The sequence below is a fragment of the Streptomyces umbrinus genome, assembly GCF_030817415.1.
GTDB lineage: Bacteria > Actinomycetota > Actinomycetes > Streptomycetales > Streptomycetaceae > Streptomyces > Streptomyces umbrinus_A.
The window spans coordinates 7,882,997-7,900,421 of record NZ_JAUSZI010000002.1 but is presented as its reverse complement, the minus strand read 5'-3'; the positions used below and the strand labels follow the sequence as shown (position 1 = coordinate 7,900,421).

The following is a 17,425-nucleotide window of genomic DNA, read 5'->3' as shown; positions in this document are numbered from 1 at the left end:
ATATCGACCCAAATCTGAGGTGCTCTCGTGAAGTTGCTCCGCAAGCCCGCCGCCGTTGCCGTCGCCGCGCTGGCGCTCACCGCCCTGTCGGCCACCACCGCCCAGGCCCACGACGGCAACCACCCGTTCAAGAACTGCACCGAGGCGTACGAGAACGGGTACTCCAACATCGCCGAGGGCGACGAGCACTACGACGACGACCTGGACCGCGACCAGGACGGTATTGGCTGCGACCAGCCACCCTCGGACTTCGTCCCGGCGGAGGACCAGGGCACGGGCGACGAGAGCACCGCCTCCGACAACGGTGAGAAGAACACCGACCTGGCGGAGACCGGCGGCAGCGGCGCCACGGCGTACATCGCGGGCGGCGGCGCGGTCGTCCTCCTCGCGGGAGGCGGGGTGCTGTTCACGGTGCGCAAGCGCCGCGACGCCCGCTGACACCTCAGCGTGCGCCCCGCTCTCCTTCGGTAGGGCGGGGCGCTTTTGTGCGTCGATCAGTAGGCGTCTACAGGATGTTCAGGGCCAGGCGTGCCTGTGTGATCAGGTTCTGGGCGTCGGCTCCGTACACAGCGGACTCCCGCAGCGTGTTCCAGGTGCGGAGGTAGGTCCTCACGCTGGAATCGTCCTCGATCCACAGCTCGGAGTGCCAGGTCTCGACGATCACCCGACTGTCGTCGTAGACCCAGAAGGCCGTAGCAGGCGGGACCTTGAGGGACGCACTGAACGGGATGATCCCCAGGTCGACCGTGTCCAGACCGACAGATCCGGACAGCCGGTCGAGTTGCGCGGCCAGGACGGACGGCGGACAGATGAGCGCCCGCAACGCGGATTCCCATAGCAGCAGATGGAAGCGCTTGGTTGAGTCGTACAGCGCCTCCTGGCGCCGCATGCGGGAGCGCACGGCGTCCTCGGTGTCACGCGGAGACTGCTGGAGTTCGGCGTAGCGGTTGAAGATGTGCCGGGCGTAGTCGGGGGTCTGGAGGATCCCGAAGATCATGGACGACTCCCAGCCACGGAACACGGACGCGTCGGCGTGTGCGGCCAGGTGGGTGTCCTGGACGGGCTTGTGCCCCGAGGCGAGCTGCCGCCGCCATGACCGGATGTGTGACTCGAACCCCCTGAGCCGGGCGAGGAGTTCGTCGTACGCGGCCGGCTGGCCGGTCCCCTCGGTCCAGGCGCGGAGGTCATCGGGCGTGGCGGTCTGACGACCGTTCTCCAGCTTGCTGACCTTCGGCTGAGGCCAGCCCAGCCGCTGGGCAAGTGCGGAACCGGTGAGCCGACCGTCCGGGGCCGTGAGCCTCAGCTCGCGCAGCCGCACCCCGAGCGCTTCACGCGCCTGCTGGTAGTCGGTCGTCACCGGTCCCGTTCACCTGCCTACTCGGTCGCGGCCAGGCCGGCCGCAAAGGTCTCGTACGGCACGGCGTAGTGCCCGGCGGCGTCGCGCACCTGGGCGTAGCGGTTGACCTCAACCGGCTCCGTGATCAGTTCCACGTCCACGAGGTTGTCGGCCTCGCCGAAGTCGAGCCGGGCCACCAGCCGGGAGTCGAAGATCCAGAAGTCTTCTCCGGGGAGTTGGAGCCGCTCGGCGTCGGCCCTCCAGAGCTGCCGGATGTCCTCGCCCACGGCGCTGTTCCGGCGGGCGTTGTCGAGCAGGTAGAGCTGGCCGGGAGTAGGCGGGTTGTCGACGATGCGGACACGCTCGAACCGCTTGCCGAGGGCAGTCTGTTCGCGACGCTCGGCGCACCATTGTGCGTCCCTGCCCTCCCAGTCGACGGACTCACCGGGGAGAAACTGCGCGTAGGTGTCGGTGACTTCGTCGGACGCGTACCGGCGGCGAGTCTCCAGCCGCCACGCGGTGTGCTGGAACTGGGTGAACAGCCTGTCGAACTCATCCAGGCCGATGCTGTTCGGCACGCGGGTGACCTCCTTGGGACCGAAGTCGACGAGCAGTTCGCGCGGAACGACGATGGGAAGGAACCTCACCCTCTCCGAGATGCCTCAGGCGGGCGACGTCGTCAGGGTCGGTGAGCACCGGTCCGTGAATGATCACCTCGCCGGTGTCGAGATCTTCGTGCACGGCGGGGCACCCGTTCACGCCACTCCCGGTGCCGTTGAATCGCAACCGTCGCGCCATGATCAGTTCCTTTCGCCAGGGTTTTGATCAGCTTCGCGCCAGGACGGACGACCCGGCTACGGCCTCCCTGCCGCTTCAGGAGAATTCTCGGGCATGAGCCGTAGCTACCCGAGAATAACCGGGCATAGCCCGTAGCTTCCTCAACAGCCCCTCCGGAACGCTCAGTTCATGGTCACCACCAAGAAGAAGCAGGCCCCCACGGACGCCGGGGCAGCGGTCGAAGTTCTACGGGATGCACTGACGGCGGCGGGGATCGTCCTGCCGTCCCTGGGAGTGGATGTTGCGTCTCCCTCGCTCAACCTGATCGCCCTGGGCCGGGTTCGCCCTGAAGTGGCGCTTCGGCTCGCCGACGTGCTCCGGAAGGGGTGCGCATGAACGGGTACTCGCCTCAGATCGGCGAGGTGGTGTGGGACGAGGTGACACGCAGAATCGGACGGGTGATGGACCGGGTCAGCGCGCGCTGGCAACTCAGGCCGCTGGGCGGCGGCCGCGAGTGGGACACCAACGGTCCCTTACGCCCCGCTACGGCTTCGGAACAGCTGTCGGCGGACGTTTCCCTGGCCAACGCCCGGAGCCGGGGAGAGTCCCCGTGAGCGGCCTCGGGTGGGAGTGGCTAGACGAAGAGAGTGGCGGACCGGGCCACAAGCAGCTCGTAGCCGACTCCGGCACGTTCAGCGTGGTGCGCCAGGCGTACGCGGCGCTTCTGGAGCACGGCGCCGGTTGCGAGACATGCCGCAAGGGCGACTGCGATACGGCTGACGCCCTGTACGGCGCATGGCGCGACTTGGGAGGTCCGTGGAAGAAATAGGACGGTCGCCAGCAAACGCCATCTCACCTGCTCACCGACTTGGCTTGCCAGTGCCTGCAGAAGATGTACGAAGAGGCGGCACCTCCGCACAAGGCGCCGCCCCTTCGTCTTTCGTGCACCGGAGCCGCGATCCGTCGGTGAGGGTGGGATGGCGGACGACGGCCCCGGGGTCCTGCGGGCCCGGTCTACACGTGGGCCGGGGATTTGCGGGCCCGGCCCTACAGGTGGGCCGGGGTTCTACGGACCCGGCCCACACATGGACCAGAGCCATTCAGCCCCGCCCTACCGGTGGTCGCTCCCCTGCGAAGAAGAAGCCGCCCGCCCCGCCTCCAGCCGTGCCACCGGGATTCGGAACGGGGAGCAGGAGACGTAGTCGAGGCCCACCTCGTGGAAGAAGTGGACGGACTCCGGGTCGCCGCCGTGTTCGCCGCAGACGCCGAGCTTCAGGTCGGGGCGGGTCTCGCGGCCGGCCTTCACCGCGGACTTGACCAGGGAGCCCACGCCGTCGCGGTCGATCGTCTCGAAGGGGCTGACGCCGAAGATGCCCTTCTCGAGGTACGCCGTGAAGAACGAGGCCTCGACGTCGTCCCGGCTGAAGCCCCACACCGTCTGGGTCAGGTCGTTCGTGCCGAAGGAGAAGAACTCCGCCGCCTCCGCGATCTGACCGGCGGTCAGGGCGGCGCGCGGCAGCTCGATCATCGTGCCGATGGACAGCTTCAGGTCAGTACCGGTCGCGGCCTGGACCTCCGCGATGACCTGGTCGGCCTCCTCGCGCACGATCTCCAGCTCCTGGACCGTGCCCACCAGCGGGATCATGATCTCCGCGCGAGGGTCGGCCTTGGCGGCCTTGCGCTCGGCGACAGCCTCGGCGATCGCCCGTACCTGCATGGTGAAGAGACCGGGGATCACCAGCCCCAGGCGTACGCCGCGCAGGCCCAGCATCGGGTTCTGTTCGTGCAGGCGGTGCACCGCCTGGAGGAGCCGCAGGTCGTTCTCGTTGGAGTCCTTGCGGGACTCGGCGAGCGCGACGCGGACCGACAGCTCCGTGATGTCCGGCAGGAACTCGTGCAGCGGCGGGTCCAGGAGGCGGACGGTGACCGGGAGGCCGTCCATCGCCGAGAACAGCTCCACGAAGTCCTGCTTCTGGAGCGGAAGGAGCGCCTTCAGCGACTCCTCGCGCTCGGCCTCCGTGTCCGCGAGGATCAGGCGCTCGACCAGCTCACGACGGTCGCCGAGGAACATGTGCTCCGTACGGCACAGGCCGATGCCCTGGGCGCCGAAGCGGCGGGCGCGCAGCGCGTCCTCGGCGTTGTCCGCGTTGGCGCGCACCCGCAGGCGGCGCTTGCGGTCGGCGAACGCCATGATCCGGTGCACGGCCTCGACCAGTTCGTCGGCGTCGTTGGCGCCCGCGTGCATCCGGCCCTCGAAGTACTCCACCACGGGGGACGGGACGACCGGGACCTCGCCGAGGTACACCTTGCCGCTCGATCCGTCGATGGAGATCACGTCGCCCTCTTCGACGACGTGCCCGCCCGGCACCGTCATCCGGCGCCGCTTGGTGTCGACCTCCAGCTCCTCCGCGCCGCAGACACAGGTCTTGCCCATGCCGCGCGCGACCACGGCCGCGTGGGAGGTCTTGCCGCCGCGGGAGGTGAGAATGCCCTCGGCCGCGATCATGCCGTCCAGGTCGTCGGGGTTGGTCTCCCGGCGGACCAGGATGACCTTCTCGCCCGAACGCGACCACTTCACGGCCGTGTACGAGTCGAAGACCGCCTTGCCGACCGCCGCGCCCGGCGAGGCGGCGATGCCCCGGCCGACCTGCGACACCTTCGCCTCGTCGTCGAAGCGCGGGAACATCAGCTGGGCCAACTGGGCGCCGTTGACGCGCTGGAGCGCCTCCGCCTCGTCGATCAGCCCCTGGTCCACCAGCTGTGTGGCGATACGGAAGGCGGCGCCCGCCGTCCTCTTGCCCACCCGCGTCTGGAGCATCCACAACTGCCCGCGCTCGATGGTGAACTCGATGTCGCAGAGGTCCTTGTAGTGGTTCTCCAGGGTCGCCATGATCTGCATGAGCTGGTCGTACGACTTCTTGTCGATCTGCTCCAGCTCGGCGAGCGGGACCGTGTTGCGGATGCCCGCGACCACGTCCTCGCCCTGCGCGTTCTGCAGGTAGTCGCCGTACACGCCCTGGTGACCGCTGGCCGGGTCGCGGGTGAAGGCGACGCCCGTGCCGGAGTCCGGGCCGAGGTTGCCGAAGACCATGGAACAGACGTTGACGGCCGTGCCGAGGTCGCCCGGGATGCGCTCCTGGCGGCGGTAGAGCTTGGCCCGGTCGGTGTTCCAGGAGTCGAAGACCGCGTGGATGGCGAGGTCCATCTGCTCACGCGGGTCCTGCGGGAAGTCCCGGCCGGCCTCGGTCTTGACGATCTTCTTGAACTTGGTGACGAGCTTCTTGAGGTCGGCCGCTTCGAGGTCCGTGTCGACGGTGACCTTCTTGGCGTCCTTGGCCGCCTCCAGCGCGTCCTCGAAGAGCTCTCCCTCGACGCCGAGGACCGTCTTGCCGAACATCTGGATCAGCCGGCGGTACGAGTCCCACGCGAAGCGGTCGTCGCCGGCCTGCTTGGCGAGGCCCTGCACGGACTTGTCGGAGAGGCCGATGTTCAGGACGGTGTCCATCATGCCCGGCATGGAGAACTTCGCCCCGGAACGGACCGAGACGAGGAGGGGGTCGTCGGCCTGGCCGAGCTTCTTGCCCATCTTCGCTTCGAGGGCGTCGAGGTGTGCACTCACCTCGTCACGCAGTGCCGCCGGCTCGTCGCCACTGTCGAGGTAGGTCTTGCATGCCTCGGTGGTGATGGTGAAGCCGGGAGGCACGGGAAGGCCGAGGTTGGTCATCTCGGCGAGGTTGGCACCCTTGCCACCAAGGAGATCCTTGAGGTCCTTGTTGCCCTCGGTGAAGTCGTAAACGAACTTCACGTCCGCGACGCCGCTGTCGCCGCTCTCAGCTACGTGGGGATCTTTGTTTTCCGACACGGGTCTCGACTCCTCGAGGACGCGGTGGCTGCCCTGACGACGGGGAACATACCCAGATCGAAGGCGCCTGGGTACGTCCACTTGCGCGTCATACGGCCGTAACCACTCGTCCGCCAGCAGATCGAAAGTCAAGGAGAGGTAAGCCGGGCGATCGGACAGCGTTCACTTCTTGAACGAGTCTACGCCCGCCCGCCCGGAATATCGCTCACATGAGCGGCACTCGGCACGCCTGAGTTCACGTCGTAAATGATCAAAGGGTGGCACTGAGTGCCACCCTTTGAGAAGTGCAGCCGCCCAAGATCCGCTCATCTGAGCGAAACCCCGATCAGGCGTGGCGAGAATCACGCAGTTTTCGGCGCCCGGATTTCACCATGCGGACCGGTACGGAGACGGAAACGTGACCGTCACACGCCCATGGCGAGTGACTGGCGAGCGACCGTCACACGCCCATGGCCAGCAGCCGCTCCTCGACCCGTTCGGGCGCGTACAGATGCTCCACGACCATCGCACCGGCCCCGACCAGGCCCGCCCGCTCGCCGAGCCGTGAGGTGACGACGTCCAGGTGGGCGGTGGATCGGGGCAGGGCCCGCTGGTAGAGAAGTTCGCGGACGCCGGTCAGGAACGCCGTCCCGGCCAGGTCTCCGGCGATCATCAGGACGCCGGGGTTGAGCAGCGTCACCACGGTCGCCAGTACGTCACCGACGTGCCGCCCGGCCTCCCTCGCGAGCGCGGCCGCGCCGGGATGCCCGGAGGCCAGCAGATCGCGCACATCTGAGCCCGACGCCGCCGGAACGCCCGTCTCCGCCAGCCTGCGCGCGACCGCGCCCCCGCTCGCGACGGCGGCGAGGCATCCGAACGACCCGCACCTGCACAGCGCGTCGGCGCCCTCGGGGACCCGGATATGCCCGATGTCTCCGGCGCCGCCGTCGATGCCCCGGTAGATCGAGCCGCCGACGACCACACCGGCGCCGATACCGGTGGAGACCTTCACCAGCACGAAGGCCGAGCAGTCGGGGTGGCCGGTGCGCTGTTCCCCGTACGCCATGAGGTTGGCGTCGTTGTCGACGAGGACCGGGACGGCGCCGGTGCCCGTGTGCTCGGTGAAGGCGCGGGTGAGGCGGCCCCGTATGTCGTAGCCGTCCCAGCCGGGCATGATCGGCGGCTGGACGACCCGGCCGGTCTCGCTGTCCACGGGCCCCGGCACTGCGAGCCCGATGCCGCACACCTCGTGCGCCCGGTGCCCGGCCTTCTCCAGGAGCTCCGCGAACCAGCGGCCCAGCTCGCCGAGGACCGCGTCCGGGCCCTCCTCGATCAGCAGCGACCCCGTGTGCTCGGCCAGCAGCTCACCGGTCAGGGACAGCACGGCGGCGCGGGCGTGCCGGGTGTCGAGGTCGGCGGTGAGGACGACGGCGTGTGAGTCGTCGAACTCCAGGCTGACCGAGGGACGGCCGCCGAGCGGCGAGTCCACCGGGCCCGCGGCGCCCTCGCGCAGCCAGCCGGCCCGGAACAGCCGGTCGAGCCGCTGCCCGACCGTGGCCCGCGACAGCCCCGTGACCTGCTGCAAGGCCCCGCGCGTGGTCGCGCGCCCGGTGCGCACCAGCTCCAGCAGGTCGCCGGAGCTCGCCTGGCTCCCGGTCTTCCCGGCGCGTGTGGCCATTCCGCTACTCCCTGTGGTTCCGGTCATACGGACCCCTTGCGCTCACCAACTCTGCATTACATATTGAGTTTTGCGTGTTAAATAGACGTAACCCTACGGTAGCTACTGCCGAACTGGTCGGCCGCATGTCTTCGGGGAGACCTGAGTGGACCGCACAACCCAGCTCACCGCCCGTCGCACCGGGATCGTGGATCCCGTACGTACCGCGACCTCACCGCCGTTTTCCGGCCATGGTGAGATCGGCCCTTCCAGGGTGGCCGTATACGATCCGGTCCGCCCGGCGGGATCGCTGCACCTCAGGGCGGCCGAGGTACTGCACGGCAACTGGACCGGCACGTCCACGGTGCCCTCGCGCGGTCTGTACCCCCACCAGTGGTCCTGGGACTCCGCGTTCATCGCGATCGGCCTGCGCCATCTGTCGCCGCTGCGGGCGCAGGTCGAGCTGGAGACACTGCTCGACGCGCAGTGGGGCGACGGCCGGATTCCGCACATCGTGTTCAACCCCTCCGTCCCCCTCGACGCGTACTTCCCGAGCCCCGACTTCTGGCGCTCCTCGACCGCGGGGCGCGCTGCGGGCGCCCCGCGCACCGTACAGACGTCGGGCATCGTGCAGCCACCGGTGCACGCGCTGGCGGCCTGGCTGGTGCACGTCTCCGACCCGGGTCTGTCCCGGGCGCGGTCCTTCCTGTCCCGGGTCTACCCGCGGCTGGCGGCCTGGCACCGCTATCTGCTGCACCGCCGGGACCTGGGCGGCGGGGGCCTCGCCTCGGTGGTCCACCCCTGGGAGCAGGGCATGGACAACGCGCCGAGCTGGGACGCCCCGCTGTCCCGTGTGACGCCCGCCCCGGCCCGCTCCTTCCGCCGCGCGGACCTCGACCACGGCGCCGCGGAGGACCGGCCGACGGACCTGGACTACGGACGGTACGTACGGCTGGCGACGGACTACCGGGACGGGCAGTACGCGGACGGCACCGCCGGCACCGACGGCTTCGCGGTGGAGGACCCGGCCTTCAACGCGCTCCTGATCGCCTCCGAGCACGCGCTGGCGCGGATCGCGCGGGAGCTGGGCGCGACGGGCACGGCCCGGCACGCGCGCGCGGAGCGGCTGACCGCGGCGCTCGTCGACCGGCTGTGGGACCCGGCCGAGGGCATGTTCTTCTGCCGGGACGTGCGTACGGACGGGCTGATCCCCGAGCGCGGCGTCTCCGGCCTCGTCCCGCTGCTCCTGCCGACGCTCCCCCGCGACACGGCCGCCACGCTCGTACGGACGCTGTACGGGCCGCACTTCGGGCTCGGCGAATCGACCCGGCTCGTCCCGAGCTACGACCTGACCGGGCACGCCTTCGACCCGCACCGGTACTGGCGCGGTCCGGCCTGGTTCAACACCAACTGGCTGGTGGAGCGCGGGCTCAGGCTGCACGGGGAGCACGCTCGCGCGCAGAAGCTGCGGGGCGCGCTGCTGGAGACGGCGGACACCTCCGGGTTCGCGGAGTACGTGGATCCGTACACCGGCGAGGCCTGCGGAGCGCTCGGTTTCAGCTGGACCGCGGCGCTGACGCTGGACCTGCTGCACGAGGCACCCGAAGCGGTGCACAGCACGACGGAAGAGTTCGGCAAGGGCGCCAAGGGAGGGGACCGGCGATGACGGACCGGCATCATCTGCTCGTGCACGGTGGGACGTTCGCGGCCGTGGGCGACGGCGGGGACATCAACGGGGTGCACGGCGCCAGTTCGCCCCACGGGCTGTTCGTGCGCGACGCCCGGCACCTGAGCCGCTGGCAGCTGACCGTCGACGGGGCGGTGCCCGAGGCGCTGACGCCGGTCGCGGACGGCGACACGGCCCGCTGTGTGCTCGTACCGCGCGGCGGCCGGCAGGAGCCGCCCGCGTACACGATCTTCCGCGAACAGGCCGTGGCCGACGGGGCGTTCGTCGAGTCGCTGCGCGTCACCAGCAACCGTCCGGCACCGACGACGGTCCGGATCGCGGTCACCGCGGACGCCGACTTCACGGACCAGTTCGAGCTGCGCTCCGACCACCGCACGTACACGAAGATCGGCGTGGTCCGCTCCCGCCAAGTCCTCGACGACGGCGTGGAGTTCACCTATCAGCGCGGCGAGTGGCGGTCCAGTACGACCGTGACCTCCGAGCCCGCGCCGGACGGCGTGGAGGAGACCGGCACGGGCGCGCGCCGCCTCGTGTGGACCCTCGAACTCCAGCCGCACGAATCGGCCGAGCTGGCCCTCCGGGTGGCGGCGCGCCCGCACGGTATGCCGCACCCGGAGGTGCCCCCCTCCCCGGCCGCCGCCAACGCCCGACTCCTCGCGCTGGAAGGGGAGTTCGCAGAGGGCGTGCCCTTCCCGACGGGCTGGCCCGAGCTCGCCGCGGCCTGTGCGCGGGGCCTGTCCGACCTGGCCGTGCTCCAGGTGCCCGCAACGGGCCCCGACGGAGAGGAACTTCGCGTCCCGGCGGCCGGAGTCCCGTGGTTCCTGACCCTGTTGGGCCGCGACGCCCTCCTCACCTCCCTCTTCGCGCTCCCCTACCGCCCCCAACTGGCCGCCGCCACCCTGCCCGCGCTCGCCGCGGCCCAGGCGACCGAGGTCGGCGTGGGCACGGTGGCCCAGCCGGGCAAGATCGTGCACGAGATGCGGCACGGCGAGCTGGCCCACTTCGGGCAGGTGCCGTACGGGCGTTACTACGGCTCGGTCGACGCGACCCCGCTCTTCCTCGTCCTCCTCGGCGCGTACGTCGAACAGACGGGTGACACGGCACTCGCCCGCCGCCTCGAGCCCAACGCCCGGGCGGCGATCGGCTGGATGCTGGACCACGGCGGGCTGACCTCGCGCGGATATCTCGTCTACCGCGCGGACGAGGGCGGCCTCGCCAACCAGAACTGGAAGGACTCCCCCGGCGCCATCTGCTCCGGCGACGGCTCCCGGCCGACCGGCCCGGTGATGGCCGCGGGCGCGCAGGGATACGCGTACGACGCGCTGCGCCGGACCGCCCACCTGGCCCGGACCGTATGGGACGACGAGGTGTACGCGGCGCTGCTGGAGCAGGCCGCGGCGGATCTCCGCGACCGGTTCCAGCGGGACTTCTGGATGCCGGACCACTCCTTCCCGGCGCTCGCCCTCGACGGCGACGGCAACCACGTCGACGCGCTCGCGTCCGACGCGGGGCACCTGCTCTGGTCCGGGCTGCTGGACAAGGAGTACGGGGAGCTGGTGGGGCGGCGGTTGCTGGAGCCGGACTTCTTCTCCGGCTGGGGTGTCCGCACGGTTGCCTCGGGCCAGCCCGCGTACCATCCGCTGTCCTACCACCGGGGGTCGGTGTGGCCCCACGACAACGCGCTGATCACGCTGGGGTTGGCGCGGTACGGGCTCCATGACGAGGCCCGTACGGTGGCCCATGCGCTGGTGGATGCGGCGACGGCCGCCGGGCACCGGCTGCCGGAGGTTCTGGCCGGGTACGGCCGCGATACGCATGCGGAGCCGGTGCCGTATCCGCATGCGTGCGTGCGCGAATCACGGTCCGCGGCGGCTCCGTTGGCGTTGCTCACGGCGGTCGGGGGAGCGTGAGGTTCGTTGAGCGGGTGCGGGTGCGTGGGGGCTGGTCGCGCAGTTCCCCGCGCCCCTTAAAAGCAAGGGCTACCGCCCCCGAAGACGAAAGGCGTGGGCGCAGCCCCGGCTTTTGTCTTCAGGGGCGCGGGGAACTGCGCGGCCAGCCCCCACCGGGCCCGCACCAAACCCTCAGCCCCCGGACGTGTCCAGCTCCGCGTCCTCGCTGATGCCGGCGCAGTCGTACGGGTCCTTCAGCCAGCCGTCCGGCAGGACAACCCTGTTGTTGCCGGACGTGCGCCCGCGTGGCCCGTCCGCACCGACAGGCCAGGGCTGGTCCAGCGCCAACTCCTCCAGCCCCTCGGAGAGTTCGGCCAGTGACGAGGTGATCGCAAGGCGCTTGCGCATCTCGGAGCCGACCGCGAAACCCTTCAGGTACCAGGCCACGTGCTTGCGGAAGTCGATGACTCCGCGAGCCTCGTCCCCGATCCACTCCCCGAGGAGGGTCGCGTGGCGGACCATCACGCCCGCCACCTCCCGGAGGGTCGGCCGCGCATAGTCACCGCCGCGGCCCTCGAACGCCGCCACCAGGTCGCCGAACAGCCACGGACGCCCCAGGCAGCCGCGGCCGACGACCACGCCGTCACAGCCGGTCTCCCGGACCATCCGCAGCGCGTCGTCCGCCGACCAGATGTCACCGTTGCCGAGAACGGGAATCTCCGGCACATGCTCCTTGAGCCGGGCGATGGCGTCCCAGTCGGCGGTGCCGCCGTAGTGCTGGGCGGCGGTGCGGCCGTGCAGCGCGATCGCCGTCACGCCCTCCTCGACGGCGATACGCCCGGCGTCGAGGTACGTGATGTGGTCGTCGTCGATGCCCTTGCGCATCTTCATCGTGACGGGCAGGTCACCGGCCCCGGACACCGCCTCGCGGAGGATCGCCCGCAGCAGGTGCCGCTTGTACGGCAGCGCGGACCCGCCGCCCTTCCGCGTGACCTTCGGCACGGGGCAGCCGAAGTTCAGGTCGATGTGGTCGGCGAGGCCCTCCTCCGCGATCATGCGGACGGCCTTGCCGACGGTCGCGGGGTCGACCCCGTACAACTGGATCGACCGCGGGGTCTCCGACGCGTCGAAGTGGATCAGCTGCATCGTCTTCTCGTTGCGCTCGACCAGCGCCCGAGTGGTGATCATCTCGCTGACGAACAGGCCCTTTCCCCCGCTGAACTCCCGGCACAGCGTGCGGAACGGCGCGTTCGTGATCCCGGCCATGGGGGCGAGGACGACGGGCGGCTGGACGGTGTGCGGGCCGATCCGCAGGGCGGAGTTCACCGTGGATGTGGGCGTGGGCATTCCCCCATTGTCGCGCACGCCGACAGGTGCCACGAAAGTCGCCCGTGACTGCGCCCAGCAGGCCCCGGCCCGCCGACCTCATTCATTAGTTAGGCACACTACCGAAGCGGGCGTATCCTGGTCGGCATGCCCGAGCTCAGCCACCGGCGACGCATGCTGGTGCTCGCGATCTGCTGTATGAGCCTGCTGATCGTGAGCCTCGACGTCACCATCCTCAATGTCGCCCTGCCCGCCATGCAGAAGGACCTGGACACGAGTCTGGCGGGCATGCAGTGGACGATCGACGCGTACACCCTGGTGCTCGCCTCGCTGCTGATGCTCGCCGGTTCGACGGCGGACCGCATCGGCCGCAAGAGGGTCTTCATGGCCGGCCTGGTCGTCTTCACGATCGGCTCGGTCCTCTGCTCGCTCGCGCCCAGCCTCGATTCGCTCATCGTCTTCCGCATGATCCAGGCGGTCGGCGGCTCGATGCTCAACCCGGTCGCGATGTCGATCATCACCAACACCTTCACGGACCCGCGCGAGCGTGCCCGCGCGATCGGGGTCTGGGGCGGTGTGGTCGGCATATCCATGGCCGCGGGCCCGCTGGTCGGCGGCCTCCTCGTGGACTCGGTCGGCTGGCGTTCGATCTTCTGGATCAACCTGCCGGTGGGCCTGGCCGCGCTCCTGCTCACGCTCCGGTACGTGCCCGAGTCCCGCGCCCCGAAGGCCCGCCGCCCGGACCCGGTCGGCCAGGTCCTGGTGATCGCGCTGCTCGCCTCCCTCACGTACGCGATCATCGAGGCGCCCTCCTCCGGCGCCGGCCAGACCCTCGCCTTCGGCGGTATCGCGCTCGCCGCGCTCGTCACCCTTCTCCGGTACGAGCCCCGCCGCGACGAACCCCTCATCGACCTGCGCTTCTTCCGCTCGGCTCCCTTCAGCGGGGCCACGGTCGTGGCGATCAGCGCGTTCGCGGCGCTCGGCGGCTTCCTCTTCCTCTCGACGCTCTACCTCCAGAACGTACGCGGCCTGGACGCCCTCCACGCGGGCCTGTGGATGCTGCCGATGGCGGTCATGACCTTCGTCTGCGCGCCCCTGTCCGGGCGGCTGGTCGGCAACCGCGGCCCCCGCCTGTCGCTTCTCATCGCGGGGACGGCGATGACCGCGAGCGGCGTTCTCTTCGCCGGTTTCGAGGCCGAGACGGAGAACGTGACCCTCGTCATCGGCTACTTCCTCTTTGGCCTCGGCTTCGGTTTCGTGAACGCCCCGATCACCAACACCGCCGTCTCCGGCATGCCCCGCGCCCAGGCCGGGGTGGCCGCCGCCGTCGCCTCCACGAGCCGCCAGATCGGCCAGACGCTGGGCGTCGCCGTGATCGGCGCGGTGCTCGCCTCCGGCGTCGGTTCCTCCTCCTACCGCGACACCTTCGTCTCCGCGGCCCGCCCCGCCTGGTGGATCATCACCGCGTGCGGTCTGGCGGTGCTGGTCCTCGGCGCCCTCACCAGTGGGCGCTGGGCCCGACGAACGGCCGAGCGCACGGCTTTGCGACTGGAGTCGCCGGAGGTCAAGGAGTCAGCGGGGGTTGTGTGAGGGTGCGGCCCGGTGGGGCTGGTCGCGCAGTTCCCCGCGCCCCCTGCGGGGCTTGGGCCGGTGGATGTCGCGCGGGTGCGTCGTGGCTGAGCGCGCAGTTCCCCGCGCCCCTTAAAAGACAAAAGCCAGGGGCGCAGCCCCGCTTTTAGGGGCGCGGGGAACTGCGCGACCAGCCACAGGCGGCCCGCACGTACCGCACGACCTCCCGCGGAGCACTCAACCCCGCTCCACAGCAACCGCATGCAGCTTCTCCAGCCGCTCCCGCGACTCCTCATCGGCGGGTGCGTACGTGACCATCCGCGGCCCCTCCGCCGGACCGAGCCACAGGTCGGTGTGGACCAGGGTCAACCGCCCCACGTACCGGTTGTCGAAGAACTTGGTCTTGCTGCGCGAGCCGACCACCTCGTGCCGCTCCCAGACCTCGCGGAACTGCTCCGACTCCGCCCGCAGCCGCTTGAGCAGCATCTTCCAGGCGGGGTCGGCGAGATGCCCGGCCATCGAGGCGCGGAACTTGGCGGCCATCAGCCGGATCGACTCGTCGAGCAGCACGATCGACGAACGCCACTGCTCGTTCGTGGTGAAGAGGACCATGCAGTTGCGGTCCTCGGCCGGCACCTCGTCGAGGTCGCAGAGCAGACGCCCGTACGTGCGGTTGTACGCGAGGATGTCGTACCGGCTGTTCTGGATGCAGGCCGGCAACGGCTCCAACTGCTCCAGCGTCTGCAACAGCGCCGGAGTGATCGTGGGGCAGCGCGAGGCGGGCGTGGGGTCGACGGCACCGGCGAGCTGGAAGAGGTGGGCGCGCTCGTTCTGGTCGAGCATCAGTGTGCGGGCGAGGGCGTCGAGGACCTGGACGGAGACCTGGATGTCCCGGGCCTGTTCGAGCCACGTGTACCAGGTGACACCGACCGCGGAGAGGTGCGCGACCTCCTCCCGGCGCAGACCCGGCGTGCGCCGGCGGCGGCCGCGGGGCAGGCCGACCTGCTCGGGGGTGAGGTGCTCGCGACGGTGCCGCAGGAAGGCGGCGAGCTCGTGGCGCCGGATGTCGGACTCGCGCGAGGCCCGGCTCTCCGACTCACGCGCACCCTCCGGCTCACGCGCGGGCGCACCCGAGGCCCCCGGGGCCTGGGCCTCGCGCCCCTGCACTCCGGTGGACCCGGTCGCCCCGTTCTCCCGTACCGCGGTTTCCTCGGCCATGGTCGTCATGCCTCCAGCGTGCCGCCGCCCTCACCCTGTTTCCAGGTACTCCTTGTAACAGGATAAAGAGACTCTGGTACCAGTCTGAGAGGGGGAGCACTCTCGACAGCGTGACCGAAACCCTCGCTTCCCGTACAGCCCGCTCGACCGTCGTCCCACCCGTGCTCGGCGGGCTCGGACTGTTCACCGTGCTGCTCGGCGCGGCCCTGCCCCTCATCGACTTCTTCATCGTGAACGTCGCCCTGCCCACGATCGGCCACGACCTGGCCGCGGGCGACGCGGTCCTGGAACTCGTCGTCGCCGGATACGGAGTCGCGTACGCCGTGCTCCTCGTCCTCGGCGGCCGTCTCGGCGACATGTTCGGCCGGCGTCGGCTCTTCCTCGGCGGGATGATCGCCTTCGGGCTGACCTCGCTGGCGTGCGGGCTCGCGCCGAGCGCGTGGACGCTCGTGGCGGCGCGCGTCGCGCAGGGCGCGGCCTCGGCTGCGATGCTCCCGCAGGTCCTCGCCACCATCCAGTCGGCGACCGCGGGCCCGCGCCGCGCCAAGGCAATGGGCCTGTACGGGGCCACGGCCGGGCTCTCCATGGTGGCCGGGCAGATCCTCGGCGGCGTCCTCGTCGCGGCGGACATCGCGGGCACCGGCTGGCGCGCGGTCTTCCTGGTGAACGTGCCGGTCGTGCTGGTGGGCCTCTTCCTGGCCGCCAAGGCCGTGCCCGAGACCCGCTCGCAGCACCCGGCGCCGGTGGACGGCCCCGGAACGGCCCTGCTGGCCATCGCCCTGGTGTCCCTGCTCGCACCGCTCACCGAGGGCCGGGCGGCGGGCTGGCCCCTGTGGACGTGGGTGTCCCTGGCGGTGTTCCCGATAGCGGCGACGGCCTTCTACCTCGTCGAGCGGCGGGCGGAACGTCTGGGTCGCACCCCGCTGGTCCCGCCGAGCCTGTTCTCGAACCTCCCCCTCCGCCGGGGCCTGGTGATGATCCTCCCCTTCTCGATCGGCTTCAGCGGCTTCATGTTCGTCATCGCGGTGGCGCTGCAGCAGGGAGTCGCCCTGAGCCCGGTCCGCGCGGGCCTCACCCTGGCCCCGATGGCGGTGTCCTTCTTCGTGGTCTCCCTCCTGGGCCCGCGGCTGGTGGCCCGGTGGGGCACGCGGGTGGTGACCGCGGGCGGCCTGGTCCAGGCGGTCGGCGTGGCCGTCCTCGCCCTCACGGTGTGGAGCTCCTGGCCCCACGTCGGCGGTCTCGAACTCTGGCCCGGCGTGATCATCGCGGGTGCCGGTCAGGCCCTCCAACTCCCCATCCTCTTCCGCGTCATACTCTCCGAGGTCCCCCCGGCCCGCGCCGGCGTGGGCAGCGGCGTCATGATCACCGCCCAGCAGTCGGCTCTCGCCCTGGGCGTGGCCACCCTCGGCACCCTCTTCCTCACCCTCACCCCGGGCCACGGCATGCGGGACGCCCTGGTCACGACGCTTCTCGTCCAGCTCGCCGGGGTCGCACTGACCACCGGCCTGAGCCTGCGACTGCCCCGCGCCATCGCCTGAACGCAGGGAACAGTGCGCGGAATTCGCACACAACTCACCACAGTTGTGTCCCTGTTGATGTTGTTCTTGCTGCACACTCCTTAGGGCCTGTCTGACAATTCCCGTCTGCCTCGCGACGCCATGCACGCACTCTCGCCGCACCTGACGCCGCGAGGCCGCCCTCCGGGCGACGACGGGAATTGTCAGACAGGCCCTAGCGCGCGCAACCAAAGCGCGACCACCAGGAGGCGTCATGCTGCAGATCAACACCAGCAAGGTGAGCCGCTGGGACCAGCACGGCCGCGAGCACATCGTCCGAGTCCAACGCTCGGGCGTGCAGCGGACGATCAGATGCGACACCTGCGGCTGGCGGAAGGCCGCCCAGTTCCTGCCCTGGCTGAAGGCCGAGGAGCATCTCGCGGAGGCACACCAGGCAACAGTGGATCCGTCGGAGGCCTGAGGGAGCACCGACCGAACACGGTCACAGCGCGGTGCGGCGGGGGTCGAACCAGACCCCCGCCGCACCGCGCTCTCCGTCTTTGGAGCAACATCCAAGATTTGGCCTGATCCGCGGCCGGGTTCTTCTGTGGATCACACGACCGGGGCAC

The 17,425-nt window shown here is 70.3% G+C and carries 13 protein-coding genes and 1 pseudogene; 8 read left to right on the top strand and 6 right to left on the bottom strand.

All coding sequences use genetic code 11. The annotated features are described in order from the left end of the window. Positions 1–27: 27 nt before the first annotated feature. Positions 28–438 carry an LAETG motif-containing sortase-dependent surface protein gene (locus QF035_RS34890; RefSeq protein ID WP_307524609.1) on the top strand — a complete coding sequence of 137 codons (411 nt, stop codon included), beginning with the start codon at positions 28–30 and terminating at the stop codon, positions 436–438. Between the two features lie 67 nt (positions 439–505). Here QF035_RS34890 and QF035_RS34885 read toward each other — a convergent pair whose 3' ends face one another. Together QF035_RS34885 and QF035_RS34880 are read right to left on the bottom strand one after the other, a co-directional pair. After that, a complete protein-coding gene (locus tag QF035_RS34885; RefSeq protein ID WP_307524607.1) occupies positions 506–1,357 on the bottom strand; it encodes a helix-turn-helix domain-containing protein in 852 nt (283 codons plus the stop codon). A gap of 17 nt (positions 1,358–1,374) precedes the next feature. Further along, positions 1,375–2,134: pseudogene (locus QF035_RS34880) on the bottom strand (DUF6879 family protein). A gap of 168 nt (positions 2,135–2,302) precedes the next feature. On the opposite strand from QF035_RS34880, the gene QF035_RS34875 reads away from it, so the two are divergent. Next, entirely contained in the window at positions 2,303–2,509 is a 207-nt protein-coding gene (locus QF035_RS34875; protein ID WP_307524605.1) for a hypothetical protein, read from the top strand. After that, positions 2,506–2,727 (top strand): hypothetical protein, encoded by a 222-nt coding sequence (locus QF035_RS34870; RefSeq protein WP_307524603.1) that lies wholly within the window; start codon positions 2,506–2,508, stop codon positions 2,725–2,727. Before QF035_RS34875 ends, QF035_RS34870 begins: the two co-directional genes overlap by 4 nt. Before the next feature lie 497 nt (positions 2,728–3,224). Here the strand turns inward: QF035_RS34870 and ppdK are convergent, their stop codons facing one another. Together ppdK and QF035_RS34860 are read right to left on the bottom strand one after the other, a co-directional pair. After that, positions 3,225–5,975, bottom strand: coding sequence for a pyruvate, phosphate dikinase (ppdK, locus tag QF035_RS34865; protein WP_307524602.1), 2,751 nt, complete (start codon positions 5,973–5,975; stop codon positions 3,225–3,227). A gap of 439 nt (positions 5,976–6,414) precedes the next feature. Next, on the bottom strand, positions 6,415–7,632 hold the full coding sequence (locus QF035_RS34860; RefSeq protein ID WP_307524600.1) for an ROK family protein: 1,218 nt from the start codon (positions 7,630–7,632) through the stop codon (positions 6,415–6,417). Positions 7,633–7,777: 145 nt separating this feature from the next. Here QF035_RS34860 and QF035_RS34855 point away from each other — a divergent pair, with 145 nt between their 5' ends. Beyond that, positions 7,778–9,277, top strand: coding sequence for an MGH1-like glycoside hydrolase domain-containing protein (locus QF035_RS34855; protein WP_373466780.1), 1,500 nt, complete (start codon positions 7,778–7,780; stop codon positions 9,275–9,277). Next, positions 9,274–11,208: an amylo-alpha-1,6-glucosidase gene (locus QF035_RS34850; RefSeq protein ID WP_307524598.1), complete on the top strand. Its 1,935-nt coding sequence runs from the start codon at positions 9,274–9,276 to the stop codon at positions 11,206–11,208. Before QF035_RS34855 ends, QF035_RS34850 begins: the two co-directional genes overlap by 4 nt. Before the next feature lie 171 nt (positions 11,209–11,379). On the opposite strand, the gene dusB is transcribed toward QF035_RS34850, so the two are convergent. Next, complete coding sequence (gene dusB / locus QF035_RS34845; RefSeq protein WP_307524596.1) at positions 11,380–12,534, bottom strand: tRNA dihydrouridine synthase DusB; 1,155 nt, start codon at positions 12,532–12,534, stop codon at positions 11,380–11,382. 126 nt (positions 12,535–12,660) lie between these two features. On the opposite strand from dusB, the gene QF035_RS34840 reads away from it, so the two are divergent. Further along, complete coding sequence (locus QF035_RS34840; RefSeq protein WP_307524594.1) at positions 12,661–14,103, top strand: MFS transporter; 1,443 nt, start codon at positions 12,661–12,663, stop codon at positions 14,101–14,103. A gap of 216 nt (positions 14,104–14,319) precedes the next feature. Here the strand turns inward: QF035_RS34840 and QF035_RS34835 are convergent, their stop codons facing one another. Continuing rightward, positions 14,320–15,309, bottom strand: a complete 990-nt coding sequence (locus QF035_RS34835) for a helix-turn-helix transcriptional regulator (RefSeq protein WP_307524592.1) — start codon at positions 15,307–15,309, stop codon at positions 14,320–14,322. Between the two features lie 101 nt (positions 15,310–15,410). Between QF035_RS34835 and QF035_RS34830 the strand changes: the two genes are divergently transcribed. Together QF035_RS34830 and QF035_RS34825 are read left to right on the top strand one after the other, a co-directional pair. Beyond that, positions 15,411–16,838, top strand: a complete 1,428-nt coding sequence (locus tag QF035_RS34830; protein ID WP_307524590.1) for an MFS transporter — start codon at positions 15,411–15,413, stop codon at positions 16,836–16,838. A gap of 232 nt (positions 16,839–17,070) precedes the next feature. Then, positions 17,071–17,277 (top strand): hypothetical protein, encoded by a 207-nt coding sequence (locus QF035_RS34825; RefSeq protein WP_055616036.1) that lies wholly within the window; start codon positions 17,071–17,073, stop codon positions 17,275–17,277. The last annotated feature ends 148 nt before the right edge of the window (positions 17,278–17,425 follow it).

Coding starts and splice junctions, on each gene's coding strand:
- QF035_RS34875 (WP_307524605.1), top strand. CDS start 2,303: ATGGTCACCACCAAGAAGAAGCAGGCCCCCACGGACGCCGGGGCAGCG.
- QF035_RS34870 (WP_307524603.1), top strand. CDS start 2,506: ATGAACGGGTACTCGCCTCAGATCGGCGAGGTGGTGTGGGACGAGGTG.
- QF035_RS34860 (WP_307524600.1), bottom strand. CDS start 7,632: ATGGCCACACGCGCCGGGAAGACCGGGAGCCAGGCGAGCTCCGGCGAC.
- QF035_RS34850 (WP_307524598.1), top strand. CDS start 9,274: ATGACGGACCGGCATCATCTGCTCGTGCACGGTGGGACGTTCGCGGCC.
- dusB (WP_307524596.1), bottom strand. CDS start 12,534: ATGCCCACGCCCACATCCACGGTGAACTCCGCCCTGCGGATCGGCCCG.
- QF035_RS34840 (WP_307524594.1), top strand. CDS start 12,661: ATGCCCGAGCTCAGCCACCGGCGACGCATGCTGGTGCTCGCGATCTGC.
- QF035_RS34835 (WP_307524592.1), bottom strand. CDS start 15,309: ATGACGACCATGGCCGAGGAAACCGCGGTACGGGAGAACGGGGCGACC.
- QF035_RS34825 (WP_055616036.1), top strand. CDS start 17,071: ATGCTGCAGATCAACACCAGCAAGGTGAGCCGCTGGGACCAGCACGGC.